This is a genomic window from Paraburkholderia sp. CNPSo 3281 (assembly GCF_024206515.1).
In the GTDB taxonomy this organism is placed as follows: Bacteria; Pseudomonadota; Gammaproteobacteria; order Burkholderiales; family Burkholderiaceae; genus Paraburkholderia; species Paraburkholderia nodosa.
In genome coordinates, this window is record NZ_JAMBPS010000075.1 from 1 (window position 1) to 26412 (window position 26412).

Annotated in this window: 24 protein-coding genes and 2 pseudogenes; 5 read left to right on the forward strand and 21 right to left on the reverse strand. The window is 65.9% G+C overall.

Annotation, left to right across the window (positions count from 1 at the left end):
• Positions 1–113 precede the first annotated feature (113 nt).
• From flhA to flhD, 17 genes and pseudogenes are all read right to left on the reverse strand, one after another.
• Positions 114–2213 (reverse strand): flagellar biosynthesis protein FlhA, encoded by a 2100-nt coding sequence (gene flhA / locus M3I56_RS36685; protein ID WP_254358143.1) that lies wholly within the window; start codon positions 2211–2213, stop codon positions 114–116.
• Positions 2214–2326: 113 nt separating this feature from the next.
• A pseudogene (flhB, locus tag M3I56_RS36690) lies at positions 2327–3532 on the reverse strand (flagellar biosynthesis protein FlhB); the annotation flags it as partial.
• Between the two features lie 241 nt (positions 3533–3773).
• Entirely contained in the window at positions 3774–5039 is a 1266-nt protein-coding gene (locus tag M3I56_RS36695; RefSeq protein WP_254358157.1) for a DUF3443 domain-containing protein, read from the reverse strand.
• A 19-nt stretch (positions 5040–5058) separates the two neighbouring features.
• Positions 5059–5574 carry a DUF2844 domain-containing protein gene (locus tag M3I56_RS36700; protein WP_254358158.1) on the reverse strand — a complete coding sequence of 172 codons (516 nt, stop codon included), beginning with the start codon at positions 5572–5574 and terminating at the stop codon, positions 5059–5061.
• 295 nt (positions 5575–5869) lie between these two features.
• Positions 5870–6526, reverse strand: coding sequence for a protein phosphatase CheZ (cheZ, locus tag M3I56_RS36705; protein ID WP_254358159.1), 657 nt, complete (start codon positions 6524–6526; stop codon positions 5870–5872).
• Between the two features lie 130 nt (positions 6527–6656).
• Positions 6657–7052: a chemotaxis response regulator CheY gene (gene cheY, locus M3I56_RS36710; protein WP_201699834.1), complete on the reverse strand. Its 396-nt coding sequence runs from the start codon at positions 7050–7052 to the stop codon at positions 6657–6659.
• Between the two features lie 130 nt (positions 7053–7182).
• On the reverse strand, positions 7183–8241 hold the full coding sequence (locus M3I56_RS36715; RefSeq protein WP_375541859.1) for a chemotaxis response regulator protein-glutamate methylesterase: 1059 nt from the start codon (positions 8239–8241) through the stop codon (positions 7183–7185).
• Positions 8242–8300: 59 nt separating this feature from the next.
• Positions 8301–9149: a chemoreceptor glutamine deamidase CheD gene (gene cheD / locus M3I56_RS36720; RefSeq protein WP_254358145.1), complete on the reverse strand. Its 849-nt coding sequence runs from the start codon at positions 9147–9149 to the stop codon at positions 8301–8303.
• Positions 9146–10090 carry a CheR family methyltransferase gene (locus tag M3I56_RS36725; protein WP_254358146.1) on the reverse strand — a complete coding sequence of 315 codons (945 nt, stop codon included), beginning with the start codon at positions 10088–10090 and terminating at the stop codon, positions 9146–9148. Before M3I56_RS36725 ends, cheD begins: the two co-directional genes overlap by 4 nt.
• A gap of 228 nt (positions 10091–10318) precedes the next feature.
• Positions 10319–12178 carry a methyl-accepting chemotaxis protein gene (locus tag M3I56_RS36730; RefSeq protein WP_254358147.1) on the reverse strand — a complete coding sequence of 620 codons (1860 nt, stop codon included), beginning with the start codon at positions 12176–12178 and terminating at the stop codon, positions 10319–10321.
• Between the two features lie 190 nt (positions 12179–12368).
• Positions 12369–12905 (reverse strand): chemotaxis protein CheW, encoded by a 537-nt coding sequence (gene cheW, locus M3I56_RS36735; protein WP_028203349.1) that lies wholly within the window; start codon positions 12903–12905, stop codon positions 12369–12371.
• A 57-nt stretch (positions 12906–12962) separates the two neighbouring features.
• Positions 12963–15236 carry a chemotaxis protein CheA gene (gene cheA / locus M3I56_RS36740; protein WP_254358148.1) on the reverse strand — a complete coding sequence of 758 codons (2274 nt, stop codon included), beginning with the start codon at positions 15234–15236 and terminating at the stop codon, positions 12963–12965.
• A gap of 57 nt (positions 15237–15293) precedes the next feature.
• The gene (locus M3I56_RS36745; protein WP_028203347.1) at positions 15294–15668 is read right to left on the reverse strand and encodes a response regulator; all 375 of its coding nucleotides are present in this window, start codon (positions 15666–15668) and stop codon (positions 15294–15296) included.
• Between the two features lie 13 nt (positions 15669–15681).
• Positions 15682–16758, reverse strand: coding sequence for a flagellar motor protein MotB (motB, locus tag M3I56_RS36750; RefSeq protein WP_254358149.1), 1077 nt, complete (start codon positions 16756–16758; stop codon positions 15682–15684).
• A 10-nt stretch (positions 16759–16768) separates the two neighbouring features.
• Positions 16769–17629: a flagellar motor stator protein MotA gene (gene motA / locus M3I56_RS36755; protein ID WP_028203346.1), complete on the reverse strand. Its 861-nt coding sequence runs from the start codon at positions 17627–17629 to the stop codon at positions 16769–16771.
• Between the two features lie 363 nt (positions 17630–17992).
• Entirely contained in the window at positions 17993–18535 is a 543-nt protein-coding gene (flhC, locus tag M3I56_RS36760) for a flagellar transcriptional regulator FlhC (RefSeq protein WP_254358150.1), read from the reverse strand.
• 106 nt (positions 18536–18641) lie between these two features.
• On the reverse strand, positions 18642–18959 hold the full coding sequence (flhD, locus tag M3I56_RS36765; protein WP_028203344.1) for a flagellar transcriptional regulator FlhD: 318 nt from the start codon (positions 18957–18959) through the stop codon (positions 18642–18644).
• Between the two features lie 595 nt (positions 18960–19554).
• On the opposite strand from flhD, the gene M3I56_RS36770 reads away from it, so the two are divergent.
• Positions 19555–20619, forward strand: coding sequence for a glycosyltransferase family 4 protein (locus M3I56_RS36770; protein WP_254358151.1), 1065 nt, complete (start codon positions 19555–19557; stop codon positions 20617–20619).
• A 192-nt stretch (positions 20620–20811) separates the two neighbouring features.
• Here the strand turns inward: M3I56_RS36770 and M3I56_RS36775 are convergent, their stop codons facing one another.
• A complete protein-coding gene (locus M3I56_RS36775) occupies positions 20812–21108 on the reverse strand; it encodes an H-NS family nucleoid-associated regulatory protein (protein WP_028203342.1) in 297 nt (98 codons plus the stop codon).
• Between the two features lie 287 nt (positions 21109–21395).
• Between M3I56_RS36775 and M3I56_RS36780 the strand changes: the two are divergent.
• Positions 21396–21539, forward strand: a pseudogene (locus M3I56_RS36780) (aquaporin); the annotation flags it as partial.
• A 127-nt stretch (positions 21540–21666) separates the two neighbouring features.
• Positions 21667–22383: a histidine phosphatase family protein gene (locus M3I56_RS36785; protein ID WP_254358152.1), complete on the forward strand. Its 717-nt coding sequence runs from the start codon at positions 21667–21669 to the stop codon at positions 22381–22383.
• A gap of 47 nt (positions 22384–22430) precedes the next feature.
• Here M3I56_RS36785 and M3I56_RS36790 read toward each other — a convergent pair whose 3' ends face one another.
• Both M3I56_RS36790 and M3I56_RS36795 read right to left on the reverse strand, forming a co-directional pair.
• Positions 22431–23252 carry a Cof-type HAD-IIB family hydrolase gene (locus M3I56_RS36790; protein ID WP_254358153.1) on the reverse strand — a complete coding sequence of 274 codons (822 nt, stop codon included), beginning with the start codon at positions 23250–23252 and terminating at the stop codon, positions 22431–22433.
• Positions 23253–23345: 93 nt separating this feature from the next.
• Complete coding sequence (locus M3I56_RS36795) at positions 23346–24242, reverse strand: BadF/BadG/BcrA/BcrD ATPase family protein (protein ID WP_254358154.1); 897 nt, start codon at positions 24240–24242, stop codon at positions 23346–23348.
• A 179-nt stretch (positions 24243–24421) separates the two neighbouring features.
• On the opposite strand from M3I56_RS36795, the gene M3I56_RS36800 reads away from it, so the two are divergent.
• Together M3I56_RS36800 and M3I56_RS36805 are read left to right on the forward strand one after the other, a co-directional pair.
• Positions 24422–25018, forward strand: coding sequence for a DNA-3-methyladenine glycosylase I (locus tag M3I56_RS36800; protein WP_254358155.1), 597 nt, complete (start codon positions 24422–24424; stop codon positions 25016–25018).
• A gap of 294 nt (positions 25019–25312) precedes the next feature.
• Complete coding sequence (locus tag M3I56_RS36805) at positions 25313–25771, forward strand: hypothetical protein (protein ID WP_254358156.1); 459 nt, start codon at positions 25313–25315, stop codon at positions 25769–25771.
• A gap of 121 nt (positions 25772–25892) precedes the next feature.
• Here the strand turns inward: M3I56_RS36805 and rpsU are convergent, their stop codons facing one another.
• A complete protein-coding gene (rpsU, locus tag M3I56_RS36810) occupies positions 25893–26105 on the reverse strand; it encodes a 30S ribosomal protein S21 (protein ID WP_004198205.1) in 213 nt (70 codons plus the stop codon).
• Positions 26106–26412 lie beyond the last annotated feature (307 nt).

Genomic DNA, 26412 nt, shown 5'->3' on the forward strand with positions numbered 1-26412 from the left:
GGCGAGGGGAGGCGGGCGGGGAAAAATTGCGCGCGGGAAGGTTCGCACGCGGCTCGGCTAACGAAGAAGCCCGCAAAAAGCGGGCTTCTTCTCATTCAGACGCGGCAGCGCGATCAATGCGCCCCAATCACGTTCACCACCTTCACGTTGCGCGTATCCGGCACCTCGGCATACGACAGCACCTTGAGCTGCGGCAGGCTGCGGCGCAGGAAGCGTGACAGCATGGGCCGCAGCGCATGCTGCACGAGCATCACCGGCGCGAGACCCAGCGCCTGCTGACGCCCCATCGCCTGCTCCGTCTGCGTGAGCAGCGTATGCGCGAGCCCCGGTTCGAGGCCGGGGTTCGGGCCCGAGGTGAGCGTCTGCGACAGCACGCGCTCGAGGTTCGCGTCGAGGCCCATCACCTGCATGTCGGCGTTACCGGGGAACCATTGCTGCGTGATCGCGCGGCCGAGCGCGATGCGCACCGCCGCGGTCAGATCGTGTGCGTCGGTGATGCGCGGCGTGTGCTCCGCGAGCGATTCCATGATCGTGCGCATGTCGCGGATCGGCACGCCTTCTTCCAGCAGGTTCTGCAGCACCTTCTGCAGCGTCGTGACAGGCAGCACCTTCGGCACGAGGTCGTCCACGAGCGAAGGCGTGTCCTTCTGCACGCGCTCGAGCAGCGCCTGCACTTCGCGGCGCCCGAGCAGCTCGGCCGCGTGCATGACGACGAGGTGATTCAGGTGCGTCGCCACCACCGTGCTCGAATCGACCACCGTGTAGCCGAACACCTGCGCCTGCTCGCGCACGTTCGAATCGATCCACACGGCGGGCAGGCCGAACGCCGGGTCCGTGGTCGGCGTGCCGGGCAGCACCGCGCTCACCTGGCCCGGGTTGATCGCGAGCCACTGTCCCGGGTAGGCCTCGCCCGTGCCCACTTCCACGCCCTTCAACGCAATGCGGTAGGCGTTCGGGCGCAGCTCCAGGTTGTCACGAATATGGATGACGGGTGGCAAGAAGCCGATTTCCTGGGCGAACTTCTTGCGGATGCTCTTGATGCGCTTGAGCAGCTCGCCGTCGGTATTCTTGTCGACGAGCGGAATGATGCGGTAGCCCACTTCGAGGCCGAGCGTGTCGATGAGCGCGACGTCGTCCCAGGTCGCCTCGGTGTTTTCGACGGGCGTAAGCGCGGCGGGCGCGGCGTCCGCGATCACGGCGCTCGCCTTCTTCGCCTCGGCGTTCTTCTTCAACGTGCGGCCAAGCTGGATCGAGCCGCCGCCGAGCAGCAGAAACGCAAAGTGCGGCATGCCCGGAATCACGCCCATCATGACGATGATCGTGCCCGTGATCATGAGCACGCGCGGGTTCGTGAAGAGCTGGCCGGTCAGCTGCGTGCCGATGTCTTCGTTGGTCGCCACGCGCGAGACGATCACGCCGGCCGCCGTCGAGATGACGAGCGACGGAATCTGCGCGACGAGGCCGTCGCCGATGGTGAGCAGCGTGTAGGTCTCGCCCGCCGAGGCGAGCGGCATGCCGTGCTGCACGACACCCACGATCAGGCCGCCCACGATGTTGATTACCATGATCAGCAGGCCGGCGATGGCGTCGCCCCGCACGAACTTGCTCGCACCGTCCATCGAGCCGTAGAACTCGGCTTCCTGGGCAATCTCGGTGCGGCGCTTGCGGGCCGCGTCTTCGTTGATGAGGCCCGCGTTCAGGTCGGCGTCGATCGCCATTTGCTTGCCGGGCATCGCGTCGAGCGTGAAGCGCGCGGAGACTTCGGCGATACGGCCCGCGCCCTTCGTGATCACCATGAAGTTGATGACCATGAGGATCACGAACACCACGATACCCACGGCGAAGTTGCCGCCCACGAGGAAGTGGCCGAACGACTCGATCACCTGGCCCGCGGCGCCCGGGCCGGTATGGCCTTCGAGCAGCACGATACGCGTGGAGGCCACGTTCAGCGAGAGCCGCAAGAGCGTGGAGAACAGCAGCACGCTCGGGAACGCCGCGAAGTCGAGCGGCTTCATGGTGTACATGCTGACGAGCAGCACCATCACCGAAAGCGCGATGTTGAAGGTGAACAGCAGATCCAGCAGGAACGGCGGCAACGGCAGGATCATCATGCCGAGGATCATGCAGATCAGGATCGGTCCCGCCAGCGCGCGCAGATTCGTGCTTTGCAGCATCTCCGGGCGCCGCGCGAGGAAACCGGTGCGGGCGTTCATTCTGTTGCTCCTTCAGTGCCGTCGCGCGCCGGATTTGTATCGGCGCGGCCAGCGGTGTTCGATGCGTTGTTTGCGTTCGCCGCGTTCGTGGAATTTGCCGCGTTCGCGCGACTGGCAGCCTCGGCGGCCGCGCGCTCCTCGGGCGTGAGGGCTTCGTCGGCTTCGCTGCCTTCGTCTTCGTCGCTCATCGCGCCCTTGTCCAATTCGGGTGGCACGTCGAGGTCGGTCGGCTCCATCGGCACGTCGCCGCCATGTTCGCGAAAGCGCTTGAGCTGATAGACCCACGCGAGCACCTGCGCGACCGCGCCGTAGAGCGGTCCCGGAATTTCGCGGTTGAGGTCGACGTTGTAATAGAGCGCGCGGGCGAGCGGCGGCGCTTCGAGCAGCGGCACGTTGTTCTCGGCCGCGATCTCGCGGATGCGCGCGGCCACGAGGTTCACGCCCTTCGCGACGACTTTCGGCGCACGCATCTCGCCATCGGCGTACTTGAGCGCGACGGCGAAGTGCGTCGGGTTGGTCACGACCACGTCGGCCTTGGGCACCTGGGTCATCATGCGGCGGCGGGCGGCGGCGCGCTGCTGCTGGCGAATGCGCCCCTTCACGTGCGGGTCGCCCTCGTTTTCGCGGTGCTCGCGCTTCACCTCTTCCTTGGTCATGCGCAGCCGGCGGTGATATGAAAAGACCTGGTAAGGCGCGTCAATTGCTGCGACGAAGAACATGCCCGCGACCGTTATGCCGCAGCACACCGCGATCAGATGCATCCCGTCGGCGAAAGCGCTCGGGGCGGGCTGCATCGCGAGCCCGAGGATTTCGTCGCGATGGTTCCACAGCGCTGAGCCGCCGATCAGCCCGACCACGGCCGTCTTCACCGCCGACATGCCGAGCTGGATCAACCCGTTCACGGAAAAGAGGCGGCCAATGCCCGTGATCGGGTTCAGACGTTCGAATTTCGGCTCTAGCAGCTTCGTCGATATCAGCCAGCCGCCGAGCGCCATGGGCGCGACGAGTGCCGCGACGCCCGTGAGTGCGAGCACCGGTATGACCGCGAGAAACCCCTCGCGCGCGGAAAGTCCCGCGCCGATCAGCATACGCCGCGTCTCGAACGCGTCGGCATGGCCGAACGTGAACGCCGAGCGCAACATGGCCTGCAGATGCGCGCCGATCGTCCCCGAAAGCATCCACGAGCCAAAGAAGCCCGCCGAGAGCAACGCGAACGTGGAAAGCTCCCGGGAACGCGGAACCTGCCCCTCCTCCCGCGCCTTTTCGAGGCGCTTGGGAGTGGCGGATTCGGTTTTCTCGAGGTCGCTGTCCTCAGCCACGCATGCTCCGGTCGCGGGCACGCGCCGCTCGTCGCGGCTGCGCGGCTGGCGCGCGCCCTTTTTCAGTGACAGCGATTATTGCCGCCGGAGCCAAGCAGCGATTGACGGAGTAGGACGGGGAAATCAGGGTATTTCGGCCGATGGAACCGGGGCGGCATCATCGGCGAACGCCGGCGCGCGATGCGCCACGCGCTCGCGGGCCGCAAACTTCACGGCAAACGCCCCCGGAGCGCCTGCAATTTCAGAACGCGACGTAGGGCGCCTTGCCCCCGGACGCGCTCATGTCCATGCCGTAGTAGACGTAGCGGCCGTAGAAGAACGACAACCCCAGGTCGAGCGCCGCCGCCGAGCCGAACTGCCCTGCCAGGTTGTTGGCCGCATAGTTCGCGCCGCTGCCGAGCAATGCGTTCCCGTTCGCGACATTGAAGGTCGCCGTGCCGGTCGTTGCGCTGTTATTGGAAACGAGCGCCGCGCTGAAGGACTGCGTCGACGTTGGGCAGTAGAACGTGCCGAGATTGCCGCCGCATTGCGGCAGGGCGCTGTCGACGAAGAAGATCGCATTCGAACCCGAATCGAGGAAGGTCTGGAGCGTGCGACCGTTGAACGTGGAGCTGAGCCTGCCCCACGAATCCGTGTTGAAGCTTTGCGAGGCCGTCATCGCGTTGTTCGACTGCGTGCCGATGCCGAACACGAGCGTGCCCGTCGCGCTGGGCGCGCCGCTATCGGACACGGGCGCCATCTCGAGGATCACGCCGTTGCCGTCCGTGCCGAATTTGGGCACGGGGTTGGCCACCAGCTGGGTTTGCGTGACCGTTGCGGCGGCGCAGTTCGTGTTGCCAGGGCAGGAGTAGTAAGTGCCGATGTTGTCATAAGGCGCAACGCCGATACCGAGAATCCCGTTCGCACCAAGGTCCTGCACCGTGTTCTGCGCGTTGCCAAAGCCCGAGCACGCCGTCGGCACCGAGCCCAGGTCGCCGATCACCTGGATCGGAATATTGGAGGCCGTCTCGCCGCCGATCTTGACGTCGGCAGGACGCACGGTGCCCCACGTGTAACCGTCGGCGAAGGCCGTGCATTCGGCGAGCGTGCCGCCGTTGGCCGTGGCGGTGGGCAGCGAGCCCAGCAGGTTCGGCAGCGCCGACGCGAGCAGGCGCAGCCCGAACGAGGCCGTATCCACCTGAACGTTGTCGACGGTCTCGCAGGTGCTCGTGCCGGCGACGCAGATCGTCACGCTGACGGTGGGAATGTTGGGCAACGTGCCGGTCAATCCGCGGTTCACGACGACGCCCACGGTGTTCGCGGCGGTAGCCGCAGTGGGTTGCTGTGTGGGACTGGAAACCGCTGAGCCGCTGCCGCCATTGCTGCCGCTCGAGCTGCTGCTACTGCTACCGCTGCTGCCGCCCCCGCCTCCGCAGGCGGCGACGAGCGAAACCAGGGCAACGAGCGCGACGCCCGAAAGGAACCGGAAAGGGCGCAGCCACAAGCTGCGCGAATGGCGTGAAGTCAGCACGTTCGGCCTCCGCTCGTCACTGGATATCGGAGGCGCTGACGCCCGCAGGCAGCGCCTGCGGCAGCCACGCCTGCCCGGAGAAGGCGCCCATGTGGCCGCCCGAATGCACGACGACGTTCGAATTTTCGACCACGCCCGGCCCGCGCACGCGACCGGCGGCGTGGCTCGCCTTCACGCCGGCCGTGTATTGGGGAAAGTAGCTGCCCAGCAGCGTGGCGAGATTGGGCATCTGCGTGCCGTCCCAGGCCACGCCGAATACGGTGCCGGCCTGCGTGAGGTACTCGCGCACGACGGTGCCGTTGGCCAGCGTGGTCTGCTGAACGGTGTAGGCGGGAGTCGAGGAAGCGCCAGAAGCCGCGCCTTGTACCGCTGCGCGCGCAACGGCCGAGGCGTTGCCGGCCGCGGCTGCCGCCGAAGCGGCGCTCAGGGTGCTGACGCTCGCGCCCGCCGGCGTGGACATGGGCGCGCCGCCGAGCGCCGCGTGAGCCGCAGGCGCCGCGAGCAGCGCGCAAAGCAGTGAACCAAGGAGCACCGCGCCGGGTGCGCAGCCGGATGCGGCGCGGCGTGCGAACGAGCGCGCCGCCTTGCCACAGAACGATGGGTATGGATACAAGGCGTCCCTCCCTCTTGCGATGGCGCGTTGCACCATACGCTGTCGGGGCCGCGCAGGAACGTTGCGGCGGGACACAGCAGGACGGGCAACGGCTGGCTATGCTTCGTGCCCCACCGCGACGCTCGCCGCGATGGGGCACGAAGGCATGAGCACTAGTATGCCCGCCTTGGACTACATGCGGCAGCTAACCGAACGGTTAGCTGCATGTTAAGGGTCAGAACCCGAGACTTGCGAGCAGATCGTCGACCTGCGCCTGGTCCTGCACGACGTCGGTCTTGCCTTCCGGATTGATCTGCGGCCCGTTGAGCAGGCCTTCGGGACTGCCCGTGCTGCTCTGGGTCTCCGCGAGCGCCGCCGCCGTTGCCGCGAACTGCTCACGCCGCTCCGGCGCGATGTTCTCGACCAGCACGGTGAGCAACTGCTGCTCGATCAGATAGACCACGTCCATGATCTTCTTGATCACCTGGCCCGTCAGGTCCTGGAAGTCCTGAGCGAGCATGATCTCGAGCAACTGCTGGTTGGTCGCCGCGGTGGCTTGCGGCACGCCATCCACAAAGGCGCGCGTGTCGTCCATCAGCTGGCGCACTTCCTCGCGGCCGATCGGCGCGTCGTACCAGGTCGCCCAGCGGCTCGTCAGTTCCTTCGCGTCGCGTTCGAGCGTTTCCTGCAGCGGCTTGGCGATGTCGATCGCGGTCAGCACGCGCTCGGCGGCCCGCTCGGTCATGTTCGCGACATAGCGCAGCCGGTCGCGCGCGTCGGGAACCGCCTCGGCGGCGCGCTCCACATGCTTGTCGAGGCCGAGTTCGCGCATCGAGTCGCGCAGGCTGCGCGTCAGATGTCCGATGCGGGCGAGGATGCGGTCCGTCGCCAGTTCGCCGGCCTCGCCCGCGGCGGGCGGCGCGAAGTCGAACTCGGGAGGCTGCGGGAGCGGCTCGACGCCCTCGCCTTCCGGCCACTCACCGCAATGAGCGCCGGACTGCTCACTGATGGGCTCGTTCACGTCAGCTCCCCGTCTTGGCCATCTTCTCGAGAATCTTGTTGAGCTTCTCGTCGAGCGTGGCAGCCGTGAACGGCTTCACCACATAGCCGCTCGCGCCAGCCTGCGCCGCGGCGATGATGTTCTCCTTCTTCGACTCGGCCGTCACCATCAGCACTGGCAGATGCGTCAGGTTCGCGTCGGCGCGGATCTCCTTGAGCATGGCGAGACCGTCGAGGTTCGGCATGTTCCAGTCGGAGATCACGAACTCGTAGCTGCCGCCGCGCAGGCGGGCAAGGCCCGCTGCACCGTCTTCGGCTTCGTCGACGTTCGAGTAGCCCAGTTCCTTGAGCAGGTTGCGGACAATCCGGCGCATCGTCGGAAAATCGTCCACCACCAGAATCTTCATTCCCTTATCCATCACGTTCCATTCCTCCAGGCGAAAACCCGGGCAATTATCCAGAGAAGCGCACGGCCTATCCAGATAAATTAATCGCGAGCGATCGTGCAAGCGTTTGCGGCCCGCATGATCTCTCTATATCGGCAATTTATTAGACGCGCTGAACCCGGTCGCCCATCGAGGCGAGTCGGGTCATCACGCGCCGGCTCATGTCTGAGAGCGAGGCGATCTCGTCGGCGCCGCCCATGGCAATGGCTTCGCGCGGCATGCCGAACACGATGCAGCTCGCCTCGTCCTGCGCGAGCGTGTACGCACCGGCCTGGCGCATTTCGAGCAGCCCGGCTGCGCCGTCGCGGCCCATGCCCGTGAGAATCACGCCGATGGCGTTCTTGCCCGCGTGCAGCGCCGCCGAACGAAACAGCACATCGACCGACGGACGGTGCCGGTTGACCGGCGGGTCGTCGGACAGATGCGCGATGTAGTTGGCGCCACTGCGTGCGAGCAAGAGGTGTGCGTGGCCCGGCGCGATGTAGGCGTGGCCGGGCAGTACACGTTCGCCGTGCTCCGCTTCCTTGACGGTGATGCGGCACAGCCCGTTCAGGCGCTGTGCGAACGACTTCGTGAAACCGGGCGGCATGTGTTGCGCGATCAGCACCGCGGGCGCGTCGGGCGGCAGCGGCTGCAGCACCTCGCGGATCGCCTCGGTGCCGCCCGTCGACGCGCCGACGATCACGAGCTTCTCGGTCGAGACGAGCGGGTTGTTGATCATCGGCGCCGGGCTCGCGGCGAGCGCAGCGGCGTGGCCGTGCGCGTGCGCTGCCGCGCCGGCGGGCGCAGCAGACGGAGCATGGTGCGCACGCACGCGGGCGCGGGCGGCGGCGCGCACCTTGTCGGCGAGCTTTTCCGAATATTCGAGCATGCCGTCGCGAATGCCGACCTTCGGCTTCGTCACGAAGTCGACGGCGCCCAGTTCCAGCGCGCGCAGCGTGATTTCGTTGCCGCGCTCGGTGAGCGACGACACCATCACGACCGGCATGGGCCGCAGGCGCATCAACTTCTCGAGGAAGTCGAGGCCGTCCATGCGCGGCATTTCCACGTCGAGCGTGAGCACGTCGGGGTTGTGCTGCTTGATCAGCTCGCGCGCGACGAGCGGATCCGGCGCGGTGGCGACGACCGTCATATCGGGCTGACTGTTGATGATTTCCGTCATCAGACTGCGAATCAGCGCCGAATCGTCGACGCAGAGTACCTTGATTTTTTGCACAGCGTTCACGCCTCCTCTACTGTCCTGGCGTTGTCTTGACCGGATGCGCGCAGCGCGGACGACACGCTCGAGCCGAACAGCTCAATGCGAGGGCGCGCGCCCTGCGGCTGGGATTGGGAAATCTGGGGCGTATGAGCTGCCGCATTGGCCGCCGCGTTCGCCGCCGCATTTGCAACATGAGCCGGCGCCGTGGCGCCCGGACCCGCGCGCCCGGCGCCGCCGACGCCGAACAGCTCGACGCGCGCCCGCGCCCGCGCGAGCCGTTCGGCGCGCGCTTCGGGGGTTTGCGCGGCGAGCTGCCGCTCGCGCTCGGCCACGCTCGTGTCCTGCGAGAGACGCAGCTTCTTGACCATCACCTGGCCCGTGCGCGGCAGGAACGCCACCTTGCGCGGATGCGAGCCTTGCAGGTCCTCGGCCACGATGCGGATGTTCTCGGTCGCGAGATAACGACGCACGAACACGGCATTGCGGTCGCCGATGTTCATCGTCGTCATGCCCGCGAGCACCGCCGCGCCGCCGAACACCTTGGCCTCGAAGCGCTCACGCCGGCCACCCGCCTTGATCAGCTCGTTGATGAGCACTTCCATCGCGTAGGCGCCGTAGCGCATCGCGTCGGAGGCGCCGGTGAGCGCGTGGGCGGAGTCCGCGCCGTCGTCGGGGAGCATGAAGTGGTTCATGCCGCCGATGCCGGCGGTGCGATCCTGAATGCAGGCCGCGACGCACGAGCCGAGCACGGTGACGAGCACCATGTCCTCGCCCGTCGTGTAGAACTCGTTGGGCAGCAGCTTCACGCCGGGGCGCTGGAAATGCGTATCGAAATAGCGGTTCGTCGCGATCGGGAGGCTGGCGCTCATGCGGGCACTCCGATTGCGTCGTTCGCGCGGCGCGGCGCGGCACTGGCCGCGGCGCCGCGCGTGAGTTCGTACACCGTCTGGCCGCGCAGACGGAACGCCTGCGTGACGTAGGTGAAATTCTCCGAATGGCCCGCGAACAGCAGGCCGTCCGGCTTCATGAGCGGCTCGAAGCGCGTGAGGACCTGCGCCTGGGTCGGCTTGTCGAAATAGATCATCACGTTGCGGCAGAAGATCGCGTCGAACGTCGTGCGCAAACCATAGTCCGCGTCGGTGAGATTGAGCTGCTCGAACTTGATCATCGCGCGCAGCTCCGGGCGCACCTTCACGAGCCCCGAGTGCGAGCCGGTGCCCTTGAAGAAGAAGCGCTTCAGACGCTCCGGCGACAGGTGCTTGACCTGGTCGAACGAGTAGACGCCCGCGTCGGCCTTGGCGAGCACCTGGGTGTCGAGGTCGGTGGCGAGCACGCGCGCCTCGCGCGCGGCGCGGTCTCCAAGCGCTTCGACGAGCGTCATCGCGATCGAGTACGGCTCTTCACCGGTGGAAGCCGCCGAACACCACACCGAAACCGGCTGGGAACCCGGCGAACCGCGGCGCTTCGCGAAATCCGCGAGGATCGGGAAGTGATGCGCCTCGCGGAAAAACGCCGTGAGGTTCGTGGTGAGCGCGTTCGTGAACGCTTCCCACTCGGCCGTGTCGTTGCGCGCTTCGAGCTGGTCGAGGTACTCGCGAAAACTGTCGAGGCCGAGCGTGCGCAGGCGCCGGGCCAGCCGGCTGTACGCCATGTCGCGCTTGTGGTCCGAGAGCGAGATGCCCGCGCGGCGGTGAATGAGCGCGCGAATGCGCTCGAAGTCCGCCGAGGTGAAATCGAAATCGCGGTTGCTCTCGACGCCCGAACCGCCCGGCTCGCCGGCGTCCTGGCGCGTATTTCGCAGCGCTTTCATGCTGATGCTCCTTCGCATTGCGCGCCGCCCACTGCATGGGATACCGCGGCGCAGGACTGCTGCGCGCCGCGCCTGCCCGGTTGCAATGCGTGCGGCGCATGGGCGGCCTGCGCAGCGCGCGCGGGCCGTGGGGCCCGGCGCGGCAGGTCTTGCCGTTGTGTAGCGCTCATGTGCATTGCAGTTGCTCGTCGTGTTCAGTACTTCACTACTCTTCCATGCCGCGTTCGATCAGAACGTTTCCCAGTCCGAATCGCCCGAAGCGGATGCCGCCGTACTCGCGTACGTCTCGGCGCGCGCAGGCGCGGCCGGTTTCGCTGCCGGCTTTGCCGACACCTTGTTTGCCGACTGCGCTGCCGGTTGTGCCGCGGGCCTGGCCGTTGGCTTCGCGGTGTCCGCCGGTGCCGCCGCCGTTGCGACTGACGCCGTCGCGGCCTTCGTCCCCGCCGAAGCCGAAGACGGCGTCGTGCGTTTCGCGGCAACCGGCGCCGCCGGCGTCGCACGCGCCGGACTTGCACCCACGCTGCGCACTGGCTCGCCGCCCGTCGTCCACGTGCCGAGCACGTTCTGCAGCTGGCGCGTCTGCTCCTCGAGCGATGCCGCCGCAGCGGCCGCCTGCTCCACCAGCGCCGCGTTCTGCTGCGTGACGGTGTCCATCTGCGTGACGGCGCGGTTGACCTGCTCGATGCCGCCCGACTGCTCCTCGGACGCCGCGCTGATCTCACCCATGATGTCGGTCACGCGACGCACGGCCTGAAGGATTTCTTCCATCGTCGTGCCTGCGCGGCCCACGAGCTGCGAGCCGCTTTGCACTTTCTCGGCCGAGTCGTTGATGAGTTCCTTGATTTCCTTCGCCGCGCTGGCGCTGCGCTGCGCGAGGCTGCGCACTTCGCCCGCCACCACCGCGAAGCCGCGGCCCTGCTCGCCCGCGCGCGCCGCTTCCACGGCCGCGTTGAGCGCGAGAATGTTGGTCTGGAACGCGATGCCTTCGATCACGCTGATGATGTCCACGACCTTCGCCGAACTCACCGCGATGCCCTGCATCGTGTTCACGACTTCACCCACCACCTCGCCGCCGCGCGTCGCGATGTCGGAGGCGTTCACGGCCAGCTGGCTCGCCTGGCGCGCGTTCTCGGCGTTCTGGCGCACGGTGCCGGTGAGCTGCTCCATGCTCGATGCCGTTTCCTGCAGCGAAGCGGCCTGCTGCTCGGTGCGCTGCGAGAGATCGGTGTTGCCCATGGCGATCTCGCGTGCGCCGACGTCGATCGAGCTTGCGCCCGTATGCACCGCGCTCACCAGCGTGACGAGGCTTTCCTGCATGCGCTTGATGCCGCTGAACAGACGCCCGATCTCGTTGTCGCTATAGACCGTGACCGGCTGCGAGAGATCGCCGTGGGCGATGCGCTCGAAGCACGTCACCGCGTCCTCGAGCGGCTGCACGATGAGGCCGCGCATGGCGAAGCGGATCGCCACCACGAGCACGAGCGCCACGGCGATCACCACGCCGATCGCGATGCGCATGACGGCGATCTTGTCGTGCGCGCCGACCTCGCGCGCCTGTGCGCTGTCTTCCAGCGCCTGCGCGAGCGGCCCGGCGACGTTGTCGTAGTCGACGAACATCGGGCTGATCTTCGTGTCGGCGATGGCGTGATAGGCCGGTTGATCGTTCGCGCGCAGGGCCGCGAATTCGGGCTGCACGCCGTCCTGCATGAGCGTGGCGCGTTTGGCCGCGAGCGCGTCGAGCGTGGCGGCGTCGAGGCCGCTCTTCGGCGCGTTCTGGAAGGCCTGCCAGGCTTCGTTGGATTTGCCGAGCAATTCCTGGGCGCGATCGATCACCTTCTTCGCATCGTCGGCCTGGCCCGCTGCCGTGAGCGCGCTGGCGCGGTCGATCGCGACGCGCGTGCGCAGCAGATACGACGACGCGTCGTTCAGCGCATGCATCGCCACGAGATCGCCTCGCACGATCTCGGTGAATGCGTCGCTCGCACGCCCGAGCGCGACGAGCCCGAGTGCGCCGACCAGCACGGTCAGCGCGACCAGAATGACCCCAACGCCCGTGAGCGTCGTGCGGATCGACCATCTTTGCAGCATCTCGTTTGCTCCTGTGCTGTGCGAATCGGGGCGGGCGCGGGCGGCCAGCTGCGGCCAGCAAGACGCGGCGACGCCCGGGACCCTGTACGAAGCGCGCGCGAAAACGAAGGCGGCTTGCCGCTTCTTGACGGCGGCTTATCCGCTCTCTCTCACGCTGGCCTCGCGGCCCCCCGGTTTAACTCTCGGCGCGTTAGACCAGCGCCTCGATCAGAGCCATTTCGCGGCTCGTCATCAGTTTTTCGATGTCCATCAGGATCAGCATGCGGCCTTCGACGGTGCCGAGGCCCGTGAGGTACTCGGTCGTGAGCGTCGCGCCGAATTCGGGCGCGGGCATGATCTGCTCCATCTGCAGCGTGAGCACGTCCGAGACGCCGTCCACCACCATGCCGACCACGCGATGCGCGACGTTCAGGATGATGACGACCGTCTGGTGGTCGTACTCGACGCGGCCCAGATGGAACTTGATGCGCATGTCGACGATCGGCACGATGATGCCGCGAAGGTTGATCACGCCCTTGATGAAGTCGGGCGCGTTCGCGATGCGCGTCACGCTGTCGTAGCCGCGGATTTCCTGCACCTTCAGGATGTCGATGCCGTACTCTTCCGCGCCGAGGGTGAAGACGAGGAATTCCTGGCCGCCCGCGTCGGCCTGCAGCGCGTCGCGGCGTTGCGCGCCGGCAATCGCGCCGTGCGCGCCGTTGCCTTGAATCGATTGGACTTCTGCCACGTTAGCCCCTGAACGGTTGGGAGATGATTGGTTGAGTGCGTCCGGACTTCATAACGATTACGCGAATTCGGCGAACGCACCCGAATTTGCGCTGGCGCTCACGCCATGCGTGGCGCGCGTCTCGCGATTGAGCGCGGCCACGTCGACGATCAGCGCGACGCTGCCGTCGCCGAGAATGGTCGCCGCCGAAATGCCGTGCACCTTGCGGTAGTTCGTTTCGAGGTTCTTCACCACGACCTGCTGCTGGCCGACCAGCTCGTCGATCAGCATGGCGAAGCGACGGCCCTCGGTTTCCATGATCGTGACGATGCCCTGCGTCGGGTCCGTGCGCGCGCCTTCGACGTTGAATGCCCGGTGCAGCGCCACGAGCGGGAGATACTCGCCGCGCACGCGCACCACGCGGTCGCCGTTGGTGACCGTGTAGATGTCTTCGTGGCGCGGCTGCAGGGACTCCATCACGAAGTTCAGCGGCAGGATGAAGATCTCGCTGCCCACCTTCACCGACATGCCGTCGAGTATCGCCAGCGTGAGCGGCAGCACGATGCGCGTGGTGCTGCCCTTGCCCGCGTGCGAGGTGATTTCCACGTGGCCGCCCATCGCCTGGATGTTGCGCTTGACCACGTCCATGCCTACGCCGCGGCCCGACACGTCGGTCACCTGCTCGGCGGTCGAGAAGCCCGGCAGGAAGATGAGGTTCCAGACCTCGTCGTCGGACATGCTGTCGCTCACCTGCATGCCCTGCTTGATCGCCTTGGCGAGAATCTTGTCGCGGCGCAGGCCAGCGCCGTCGTCGCTCACCTCGATCACGATGTTGCCGCCGTGGTGCGCGGCGGACAGCACGAGCTGGCCCGTGGCGTCCTTGCCCGCGGCGCGGCGCGCTTCCACGGTTTCGATGCCGTGGTCGAGCGAGTTGCGCACGAGGTGGGTGAGCGGGTCGATGATGCGCTCGATGAGGCTCTTGTCGAGTTCGGTCGCCTGACCGAAGGTGACAAGCTCGACTTCCTTCCCGAGCTTCGCCGCGAGGTCGCGCACGAGGCGCGGAAAGCGGCTGAAGACGTAGTCCATCGGCATCATGCGGATCGACATCACCGCTTCCTGCAGGTCGCGCGCGTTGCGCTCGAGCTGCGCCATGCCGTTGTAGAGGCGGTCGTGCAGCGCCGGGTCGAACGTGCTGGTGGTTTCCGCCAGCATGGCCTGCGTAATGACGAGTTCGCCCACGAGGTTGATCAGCTGGTCGACCTTTTCGACGCCCACGCGAATCGAGCTGCCTTCCGCCGAATTCGCGGCGGCGGCCGGACGCGCCTTGCGCTCGCCTTCGGCTTGCGCGGGCGCGGGCGCGCTCGCGGGCGGGCGCGGCATTTCGTGTTCGGCTTGCGCAGCGGGCGGCGGGGCCGCGATCACGGCCCTCGCCGCAGGGGCCGCGGCCACCGGTGCCGCCGGTGCCGGTGCCGGTGCAGCCGCAGGCGCTGCGGCCGCAGCCGGTTGCGCGTCGCCCTGCGGCGCGGCGCCCCGGCCGATCGAAATCTGTTTCTCGTCGATCACGAAGCAGCACACCGCGATGATGTCGTCGGCGGTCACATCGGTTTCGAGCCACAGCGTGAGGTCGTCGCCGGTCTTCACCTGACCGAGAATGCGGCCGAGGTTGCCGAGCTCTTCGACGAGCAGCTCCTGGTCCTTCGCGTCGACGGCGCGCAGCGTGACGCGCAGGTGCGGACCTTCCGCTGCGGCCGCAGCGCCGGCAGCGGGCGCCGCGGCTGCCGCATCGATCGCCTCGCTCACGACGTGCTCGGGCGCACCCGAGCCTGCCGCCGCCAGCGTGCTGTGCATTTCGAACGCGGCTTCGAGATCTTCCTCCGAATCGCCGGCGCTCGCCTGCGGGGCCGGCGCGGGCGCGGGGGCCGGGGCCGGTGCGGGTTCAGGCGCGGACGCCGGTACGCCGCGGCTTTCCGCATAGAGGCGCTCGAGCTTCGTGCGCACGGCGTGCGCCGCTTGCGCGTCGGGCTCGGCGCTCGCGCGGTAGGCGCCGAGCTGGTCGGAAAGCACGTCCTTCGTTTCGAGGAACGTGTCGATCATGTCCTTGCGCAGCACCAGCTCGTTGTTGCGAGCACGGTCGAGCAGCGATTCGAGAATGTGGGTCGTCTCGGTCAAGGCCGTGAAGCCGAACGTCGCCGCGCCACCCTTGATCGAGTGCGCCGCGCGGAAGATCGCCGCCAGATCCTCGGGATCCGGGCGACCGACGTTCAGGTTCAGGAGAAGCTGCTCCATCTGCGCGAGCAGCTCGTCCGCCTCGTCGAAAAACGTCTGATAAAACTGAGTGATGTCGAGAGTCATTGCTCTTTCACCGCGTTAATTGCCTGGGGGGTGCCTGGTCGTTCGCCGCGCGGCACCTCAAGGGTGGGCCTCGCCGAGCGCGCTCGCCAGATCGACGAGCAGCTCGGGGTCCACCGGTTTTTCGATCCAGCCGGTCGCACCTGCGTCGCGCACGGCTGCCTTGAAGCCTTCGTCCGATTCCGTGGTCAGCACGAGGATGGGCGTTTCGAAGTACGAAGGATTCGCCCTCAACTGCTTGATCAGGTCGAGCCCGCCCATGCGCGGCATGTAAAGGTCGGTGAGCACGAGATCGAAGCGCTGGGCGAGCGCATGCTCGAGCCCTTCTTCGCCGTCGCCCGCCACCGTCACTTCGTAGCCTGCCGAGCCAAGCGCCGCACGCAGGATCTCCCGCATGGACACCGAATCATCGATCGCCAGAATGTTCCTGATCATCCGTTCCTCGTTGTCATTGCGCTGCCGGCGCGACGGCGGGGGCAACCACCGGCACCGCCGGCGCCACCGTGGTTGCCACCTTCGGCGCGATCGCCACCGGGGCCGGCGCCGCCTTGCCCGGCACGGCGTCCGGCGTGAGCGCGGGCAGGCTCTTGCCCGAACCCGCTGCGTCGTCGGAGAGCGTGGTGGTGGTCGAGTCGTCGTGCATGAGCGCGTCTTCGGACTTCTTGTTCAATACGATGATGCTGATGCGGCGGTTCTCCGGGTCGAGCGGATCGGCCTTGTTCAGGTTCTGCGTGGAAGCGAGACCGAGCACGCGCAACACCTTCGATTCGTCCATGCCGCCCGCGATCAGCTCGCGGCGCGAAGCATTCGCGCGGTCTGCGGAAAGCTCCCAATTGCTATAGCCCTTCTCGCCGCCGGCGTAGGGCACGGCATCGGTGTGGCCTTGCACGACGATGCGGTTGGGCACGTCGTTGAGCGTCTTGCCGATCGCCTGCAGGATGTCGCGCATGTACGGCTCGACCACGTCGCGCGCCGTTGCGAACATCGGGCGCTTCTGCGAGTCGACGATCTCGATGCGCAGGCCCTGCAGCGTGGAGTCGATGCGGATCTGCTGCTTGAACTGGCGCAGCACCGGGTTCGCCTCGATCGCGGCCATCAGCTTCACCTGCAGGTCGTGCAGGCGCACCTGCTCCTTGCGTTCGAGCGAACCTTCGAGCTGCTTCGTCGCGTCGTCGTCGTTGTGCTTCGCCTGGTTGCGCTCCGAGTGCTCGTTCGCGCCGTCGCTGCGGCGCGTGATGCCCTGGTCCTGCGACGAGATGTCACGGCCGCCGCCCTTCAGGATGCTCGAGTCTTCGGCGCTGCGGTCTCCGCCCCAGAGCGTGATCTTCAGCGGCTGGTTGAAGTAGTCGGCAATGCCGCGCAACTGCACCGTCGACGCCGACGACAGCAGCCACATCAGCAGGAAGAACGCCATCATCGCGGTCATGAAGTCCGCGTAGGCGAGCTTCCACGCGCCGCCATGATGACCGGCCTTCTTCGGCGCGGCGCGCTTGACAACGATTGCGCGGTCCTTGTTGTTGCTCATGAGCCGGTCCTTACTTCGCCTTCACGCGGCGCACGTGCTCTTCGAGTTCCGTGAACGACGGACGCTCGGTCGAGAACAGCACCTTGCGGCCGAACTCCACGGCAATGGCCGGCGCGTAGCCGTTCAGGCTCGCGAGGATCGTCACCTTGATGCACTGGAACATCTTGGTCGACTCGGTCACGCGCTGCTCCGCGAGGCTCGAGAGCGGGCCGATCAGGCCGTACGAAAGCAGAATGCCGAGGAAGGTGCCGACCAGCGCCTGGGCGATCATCTCGCCGAGGACCGCAGGCGGCTTGTCGGCGGACGCCATGGTGTGAACCACGCCCATCACCGCCGCGACGATACCGAACGCCGGCATCGCGTCGCCCACCTTCGCGAGCGCGTGAGCGGGCGCCTCACCTTCGGCGTGGTGCGTTTCGATTTCCTCGTCCATCAGGCTTTCGATCTCGAAGGCGTTCATGTTGCCGCCCACCATGAGACGCAGGTAGTCGGTGAGGAATTCGACGATGTGGTGGTCGGCCAGGATCTTCGGATACTGCGTGAAGATCGGGCTCTTCTGCGGATCGTCGATATCCGCTTCGAGCGTGAGCGTGCCTTCCTTTCGCGCCTTCGCGAGCAGGACATAGAGCAGCGCGAGCAGCTCCATGTACACGTCCTTGTTGTATTTGGCGCCCTTGAACAGCGTGGGAAGCACGCGCAAGGTGGCCTTGATGGTCTTGATGCCGTTGCCGAGGATGAACGCGCCGACGCCAGCACCACCGATCATGAGCAGCTCCATCGGCTGCATGAGCGCGCCCAGATGGCCGCCCTCGAGTGCGTAGCCGCCGAAGACGCAAAGGATCGTCAAGAGGGTTCCAACGATAATCAGCACTGCCGGGTCCTCACTAGAAATGCGCCGCGAACCGCCGTCGGCCCGCGCCCTTAGCTGGGTTTACGGCAACGGCGCGAAAAACTTTGGGTTTGAGTGGGCGCGGATCGTAAGCCGGCCGGGCGTCTGCCGTCTGCTTGACATCGGCATGACGGATGAATCTGGGGCCGGTTCACAAAGCCGCACGGGAAGGGGTTGCGGTGCGTGCCTGCAGTCGCGTGTGAGGATGCAGGCTTGCTGCGGCAGGCGCCGTCCGGTGGGGCTGCGCGGCCTTTGCGCCGGGGCGGCCCGGGTTTATCCGGAGTCCCGGGCCTGCATGGACGGCACCGAGCCGCGTCAGACCGCATCAAAGCGCGTGGATCTGCCTCAAGCGGCGATCTGCGACGCAAGCGCGTTGCGCCGTGTGCGCCCCGCCCGCGAGGGCGGCTGGCACAGCCCGCAGACGAAGCCGCGTTGCGGGTCGTGCGCGTGCGCCACGTAGCGGCCGCCGCAGCGGCTGCACGGCGTCATCTGCAAGAGGCCCGAGGCGAAATAGCGCACGAGCGTCCAGGCGCGCGTGAGGCTCAGCGCGGGCGTTTCGTCGTGCAGCCGCAGGTGCTCGAGATAAAGCCGGTAGCTCTTCACGATCGCGTGGATCGGCTCGCAGCGCGCGTGGCGGCTCATGAACATGAACGTGTTGTAGAACAGCGAGGAATGGACGTTGGGCTGCCAGGTCATGAACCAGTCGGTCGAAAACGGCAGCATGCCCTTGGGCGGCGACTCGCCCTTCACTTCCTTGTAAAGCCGGATGAGCCGGTCGCGCGAGAGCGAGGTCTCCGCTTCGAGCAGTTGCAGACGCGCGCCCAGCTCGATCAACTCGATCGCAAGCGCGATCTCCTTTACCTCCTGCACCACACTCTTTGTCGCCATAGACACCCGTTGGAAGCCGCAAAGGAATGCGCCTGGCCCCTGCCGCCGTTCGCGGGCAGCAAGGGGGCAATGCGCGGCCGCGCGCTGCGGCGCGGGGCGAAGCGGTTCAGCCGATCTGCTCGACGTCCTGGCCCGCCATGATGATCGCCGAGTGGGTCAGCGCGGTTTTGCCCTTGTCGGCGAGCGCGCTCAGGATGGCGTGGTCATCGAACCGGAAGCGGCAAAGCAGCTGGTTCGATGCGGCAAGGCGCACGGTCTGCGCGAAAGAGAGATTGGCAAGCACCTCGGCAGACTGCTCGGAGATGCCCATGCGGAACATGCCCGTCGGCTTGTCCTCGCGCAAAAGACGTTGCGCGAGCAACAGGTACGACAGGTTCACTTCCTTGATCTCATTGAGCATGTCGCTGTGCGTCGTCGCGCTCATGGATTCCCCCGAATCAAATCGCGGCGGCTGGTCAGACCGCCTGCGGAAAACGTTTGCTCGCCCAGATGCAACCCGAATGCATCCGAACGGCCTGTTTATGGTCGTGGGTGCATTGTGGCTGGGGCGGGAACAAATGGAAATCGGACGGATGCCGCGACGCGTTGCGAGAAAAGCGATCGCTAACGTGTAGGAATTTTTCTGACAATGAGGCGGGAGCAGCGGCGGGAGGCGGGGCGCGTCATGTCATGCGCATAAGCCGCGAAATTCTCGACTGATTATAGGCTTTTTCATGGATGCGTCACGCGTGCGTGCTACCGGCCCTATTCGCGACCCACGCGCCAACGTCTTTTGACCCTTGTTCGGACGCCTGGGCACGCGGTTTGCGCAATGCGCGCCCAGGCCACGTCACGCTTTGCAATGGCCTCTTACACCTGCTGTATCCCGCTGTAACAACATTAAGCGTTTGCAAAACCGCGTGTATCGGGCCGCGAAATGGCCATAATCGGTCTCAGGGATAACCCGATACCGTTGTACCGCCGCAGTGCCGCATCACAGGTTCGTTGCACACGCGGCTTTTTGCCCAGGAGATCGAACAATGCGAATCGCACAAATTGCGCCACTTTATGAAGCCGTTCCGCCCAAGCTCTATGGCGGCACCGAGCGCGTCGTGTCCTACCTGACCGAAGCGCTGGTCGATCTCGGCCACGACGTGACGCTGTTCGCCAGCGGCGATTCGGTCACCTCGGCAAACCTCGAAGCCGCCTGGCCGCGCGCACTGCGTCTGGACCCGACGATCCGCGACGCGCTAGCCCCGCACATGGTGCTGCTCGAGCACGTGCGGCGCGTCGCGCACGAGTTCGACGTGCTGCACTTCCACCTCGACTATCTGCCGTTCCCGCTTTTCACGACTATGGACACGCCGTTCGTCACGACGCTCCACGGCCGCCTCGACCTGCCGGAGCTGCAACCGGTATTCGAGCAGTTCCCGAACGCACCGGTGATCTCGATTTCGGACTCGCAGCGCCAGCCGTTGCCGCAGGCTGCGTGGCAGAACACGATCTACCACGGACTGCCAAAGAACCTGCTCACGCCGCAGGCCGACCGCAAGCCCGAGTACCTCGCGTTCCTCGGCCGGATCTGCCCGGAAAAGCGCGTGGACACGGCGATCAGGATCGCCGCGCTCTCCGGCCTGCCGCTGAAGATCGCCGCCAAGGTCGACAAGGTCGACCAGGACTACTTCAAGACCGAGATCGAGCCACTGCTTTCGCAGGCGCACGTGGAGTTCGTCGGCGAGATCAACGAAGAGCAGAAGCCCGCGTTCCTTTCGGGCGCGAAGGCGCTGCTGTTCCCGATTGACTGGTCCGAGCCGTTCGGCCTCGTGATGATCGAGGCGATGGCGTGCGGCACGCCGGTGATCGCGTTCAACCGCGGTTCGGTGCCGGAAGTGATCGACCCGGGCGTGACGGGCCACGTCGTCGAGGACGTACAAGGCGCCGTGGCCGCGCTTCAGAATATCGATTCGCTTTCGCGCGTGGCAATTCGCAACCAGTTCGAACACCGATTCACGTCGCACATCATGGCCGGCAATTATGTCGACACTTATACGGCGCTCATCGAAGCCGCACAGCGTCCGGTACTGCGTCGTGTCGCCGCCGGCTGAGTGCGAAGCATTCCAGGTTTCGCGATAAATCCAGACGAATGTACGGCGTGAATCGTTTGCGAGTCGTCGAATAGCGCCATTACGCGTTCATTACAGATGACGCACAAAAAGAGCCGCATGAATCATGCGGCTCTTTTATTGCATTTGCGGTTGCGCCGGTATGGCGGCCGGGCTGTTCCCCGGCGGCATGCGTCAGGCGATCAGGTAGCGTTCGCGATTCTTGCCCGCGATCCACTTGGGCGGCTTGCCGCGCCCGCTCCAGGTCGCGCCGGACTTGGGGTCCTGATAGCGCGCGGGCAGCGGCGCCTTTTTCGGCGGACGCCCGCGGCGCGCGGCCTCGGCAAAGCCCAGGTCCTGGGCGGAAAGGCCGTACTCGGCGATCTTTTCCCTGATCGTGGCGATGACGTCCGCGATCTCCGTGCGCCGCGCCTCTTCGGCCTGAGCCTGGAGTTTTGCGATCTGCGCCTTGATTTCCGTATATTGCGACATTTCTATTCCCCCTTCTTTGCTCTTGAAACCGGCTCGATCGGAGATTAGACGCAAATAACGGAATTCGCAATCGCTATTAATACTGCTTTTTCACGCTATTCTTCGATTTAACGACCGAGTGGCTCGGGCGCAATTGCGTGCACATCGAACGCAATAATTCGATGAATTACGTCGGAATTGACAATCCTTGACAGCACCGAAAAGTGCGACTGCCTGGAATCTGGCATTTCCCGGTGCCGGTGCTTTACGCGGCCCCTTCTAGAATCGACTTTTCGAGGTGTCACGCAATGCACTTATTGAGGCGACTCATTGCCGAACTGATCGGCACTTTCTGGCTCGTTCTGGGCGGCTGCGGCAGCGCCGTGCTCGCGGCCAGCTTCGCAGGCCCGGTTCACGGACTCGGTATCGGGTTCGTGGGCGTGTCGCTCGCGCCGACGCCCGTTCGTCTTACCGGCGCCAGGGGGCTCCGGCTGCGCGGCTGGCCGGGCCCGTGGTGGCCGCGCTGCTAGAATCGGGCGACCTTCCCATTGTCTTGCGACCTCGAACATCACGCCCAGCATGAAGTGCTCACGCCCCCGGCCGATCCGGATCGCCCCGACGCTCGCCGCAGCGCTTGGCGCACTGCTATGCGCGTGCGCGCCGCTGCCGCATGCCAACGGACCCGCTAACGCCGGCGAGACCGCACAGACGAATACGAGTAGCGCGGCAACCGCACGCAACGTCGAAACGCTCATCTTCGTGAGGCATGGCGAAAAGCCCCCAGAAGGATTCGGCCAGCTCAACTGCAAGGGGCTGAACCGCGCGCTTGCGCTGCCGGCCGTGATCGCGGCCAAGTACGGCAAGCCCGATGCCATCTATGCGCCCGACCCCAGCGAGCAAAAGGAAGACAGCGGGCATTCCTACTACTACGTGCGCCCGCTCGCGACGATCGAGCCGACCGCGATCCAGTTCGGCATGCCGGTCCAGACGCCGTATGGCTATTCGAAGATCGACGCGCTGCAAAGCGCGCTCGTCGATCCGCAGTGGCGCGGCCGCACCGTGCTCGTTGCGTGGGAACATCGGGAAATCGAGACGCTCGTGCGCCGCATCGTCGCCGCGCACGGCGGCAGCGCGAACGATGTGCCGCGCTGGGAGAGCGCGGACTTCGACAGCATCTATGTGGTGCGCATCGACTGGAGCGGCGCCGCCGCGCTCGCGCATTTCTCGCATGAGCGCGAAGGGCTCGACGCACGCACGGACGACTGCCCGTGCGCACAACTGCCCGCCACGCAGTAACCGTTCGAGCGGAATCGCGGCGGCGACGGCGCTAGCGCCCGCGTGAATTACGACGCGAGTTCGTCGTTGAGCGCGAACAGTTTGCGAAGATGATGCGCGACACCGGCTTCGAAGTTGTTGCCGATGCGCGGCACCCGAGGCAGCCGCTTGATGAGATCGGGGTTGGCGTTGTTCATCATGAACGGATGACCCGCCGTTTCGAGCAGATCGATATCGTTCATGTTGTCGCCGAACGCGACGCAACCCGCGGCGTCCACGCCGAGCCGCTCGAGCACGACGCGCAGCGCGCGGCCTTTCGAAACGCCGGCCACCATGACTTCGAGACAATCCGGCAGGGAGTAGGTGACATAGAGCGCGTCGCCGAACTCGCGTGCGAGATTCTGCGCGACGTGTGCGAGATCAGCCGGATCGCCAATATAGAGCGCCTTGGCGATGCCTGCGCCTGCGTAATCGCGCAGATCCGCCACGCGGTACTCGAAGCCCGAGTCCTGGTGATACGCGAGCAGTTCGGGCGCATCGCGGTCGATGAGCCAGGCGTCATCGGTATAGAGGCTCACGATCACACGACCGTGCTCGCCCACCGTTTCGGTAGCGACGAGACGTTCGACCATGGGCGCACTCAGATTGCTCGCGTGGATCAGCGTGTCGTCGGGCGCGTGCACGCGCGCCCCGTTCGCAGTAGTGAGATACGGGCGGATGCCTAGCACGTCGCGAATGCCGGCCACGTCGCAATAGTGGCGGCCGGTCGCGATCACGAACGGCATCCCCTGTGCATCGAGCGCGCCCAGCGTGGCAACCGTGAACGGATCGACCTGATGGTCGCTATTGAGCAGCGTTCCGTCGAGATCGGTTGCAATGACCTTGTACATGGTGATCAGACAGCTAGCGGGAAACGTTGAATCGTAGCATCTGCGGCACGGCTATGCCCTTGACCTACGTTCGCGCCCCTTCTCGCCCGCCATTCAGTGGTCCGCGGCAGCGCTTGCCAGCCGCCGGGCTTCCATCTGCGCGAGCCGAAGCGCACCGGACGTGGAATCGGCGAGCGGCGCGCGCAGGCGATCGCGCACCGCTTGCGGCACCCATTCGCGCAGCGGCTGCCCAAGGCCGCCCGAGAGCGCCGCCGGCAGCTTGCCCGAAGGATCGAGCGCGGTGATGAGTTTCGCGATTTCCACGCCGGCTTCGGCGAGCAGCCTGGCGACGAACGGATGTTCGCGATGCGCGAGGACGACCGGCGCGAGGCTGGCATAGGCCGTCTGGTTGGCCGCGCACTGCCACACGATGAGACTGTCACGATCGGTGGCCCGCGCGTGTGCGAGCAGGGCCCGTGCGAAGTCGTCCATGGGCACGCGTGCATCGAGCGCCTGCTGCGCCCAGACGATCGCGCGCAGGCCGAACCACGCGCCACTCGCTTCGTCTCCCGAGGGAAAGCCGAAACCGCCCGCAATGCGACACTGGCCGCCCTCGTCGAGCACCGCCGCGATGCTGCCCGTGCCCAGGGCGACCACCACACCTGGCGCGCCGCCGTGCGCGCCCAGCAGCGTCGTGTAGGCGTCGCTTTCCACCGCGAGTCCGGCCACCGGGGGTGCGGCTGCGAGAAACGGCGCCAGCCAGTCGGGGTTGTTCACGCCCGCGAGCCCGCAGCCGAGCACGCATTGCGTCCAGTCGAACGCGAGCCCCGCCTGCGCAAACGCCGCGCGGCAGCCTTCCTCGATCGATTGCCAGGCGCGTTCGATACCGAGTCCGAGCCCCGACGGCCCCGCGGCCGCTCGCGAGAGTTCGACGCCGCTGGTGTCGCCGAGCGCGATGCGCGTGCCCGTGCCGCCGCCGTCCACGCCAATCAACCAGGTGTATTTCTGCATGATGTCCGCCGCGCCTCGCGCGCCTGTCAGTTCGGTTCGAAAGCCAAAATTTTTGTCGTGCCGCAGAGACTAACGGCTTCCCAGGGTTCGCACAATCGGCCATCCGGCCAGGGTGGCCGCGCGGCACCGATCCGCTATGCTTGCGTGGCTCGAACGTCGCCTCGCAAGGAGAACTTACCGTGACACACCGCTGCAACTGGGTATCGGCTGGCGCGTCGCCGCAGTATGTGCAATACCACGACGAGGAGTGGGGCGTGCCGTCGCGGGACGACCAGCATCTGTTCGAAATGATCGTGCTCGAAGGCGCGCAGGCAGGACTCTCGTGGTCCACGATACTCAACAAGCGCGAAGGCTATCGCCGCGCCTTCGCCAACTTCGACATCGCGAAGGTTGCGCGCTTTACGCCCAGGCACGTCGAAACGCTCATGCAGGACACCTCGATCGTGCGCAATCGCGCCAAGATCGAGGCCGCCATCGCCAACGCCCACGCCGTGCAGCAAATTCAGGCGGAACACGGCTCGCTCGCGAAATTCGTCTGGTCGTTCGTGGACGACACGCCCGTCCAGAACGACCTGGCCTCGTATCGCGACGCGCCGGCCTCCACCGAGGTCTCGGACGCCCTTAGCAAGGCGCTCAAGAAATACGGCTGCAAATTCGTCGGCACGACGATCTGTTACGCGTTCATGCAGGCTGTCGGCATGGTCAACGACCATGAGCGCGACTGCATGTGTCGCGAGGCTTGCGCAGCGCTTGGCAAAAAGAAGCGCCGCGCCTGAGCGCAGCGAAACTCACGCAACTCGGGAAAGTCCCGAGCGGGGCGGGACGCGCCTAGCAAACCTTTGTCCCGCATGGCTTTGTGACACGCCAGAGCGATTGCGCCCGGCGCCGGCCAACCCACTTTTTGATCACTACGGTGCGCCGCCCCACGGTTTTCCACTGGCGTGCCGTTATAACGGGAAGTGAATGCAAGCGCGTCAGGGGAACGGGTAGTGATGCCGGCTGGAAGGCCGACGGCGCCGCATTAGAAGGGAATTAACCTGTGCCCGGCACCTGGGCAACAGGGGGTTGAAATGAAAAACGTCCACTTCCTGAGTCATCAGGAGATCTTCGACCGCGCGGTGGCCCATCTCTTTGGCCAGGGGCGCGCGGCACTTCTTCCACGCGGCGGCGGCGCCTACCGGGGCGGTGGCTGTGGTGGCGGCTCTGGCGGTGCGCAGAGCTACGGCGGTTGCCCGGTCGGCAGCTTCATCCGGCCGCGCGACTATATGAGCGCCATGGAAGGCATTCCCGTGCGCTACATCGGCCGTGAGACGAACGACGTGCCGCTCTATATGGACGTGGGCGTTGCCGCGCTGAAAAAGGCGCTGCTGCGGGCCCATATCAACATTTACGACCCCGCTACGATCAATCTGCTGAGTTGCCTGCAGAACGTGCACGACGTGTTTGGCGTATGGGAATGGCGCGAGCGCCTCTATTCGATTGCCGCCCAGTTCGGCTTGTCACCCGAACAGCTAAGGGACGCCGCCTGATATTGGCCAGCGCGTAGGTTCTACGCACAAACACGCACAAACACGCACAAACGCAAACGGCGGCGCAGCTTCTTGCGAAGCATGCGCCGCCGTCTGGCGGAACACCGAAAAGCGAAAAAGCTTAGTGGAGCTTCTTCGGCAGCATCTGGCTGCGCAGGCGCTTGTGCAGGCGCTTCACAGCAGCTGCCTTCTTGCGCTTGCGAACTGCCGTCGGCTTTTCGTAAGCTTGACGCTCACGCAGCTCGGCGATCAGGCCGTTCTTTTCGATTGCGCGGCGGAAGCGGCGAATCGCCACTTCAAACGGCTCGTTTTCCTTCAGAAGAATCGTCGTCATGTATTTCCTAACTCAAATCGCTTAATACGGTTCAAAGGCGCGAGCGTCAAAGCCGCTCACGCGCCGGCCCTCCGGTCGTTCGCCACGCTGGGGCTAAACGAGAGGCAAGGCGGCCACGGAGGCCGGAAAAGAGAAGTAGGGGGTTCACAGCGGAACGCGATCAGGTCGACCTTGCTGCAACACACCTGACCGCCGGTTTGCGGCCGCCAACAGTAACGAACACGGCAACAAAACAGGCAAAGATCTCAATTCACTCCCAATCATATCAGGAAAAGATCTGCCCGACCAGGGTTTCTTGATTCTACTC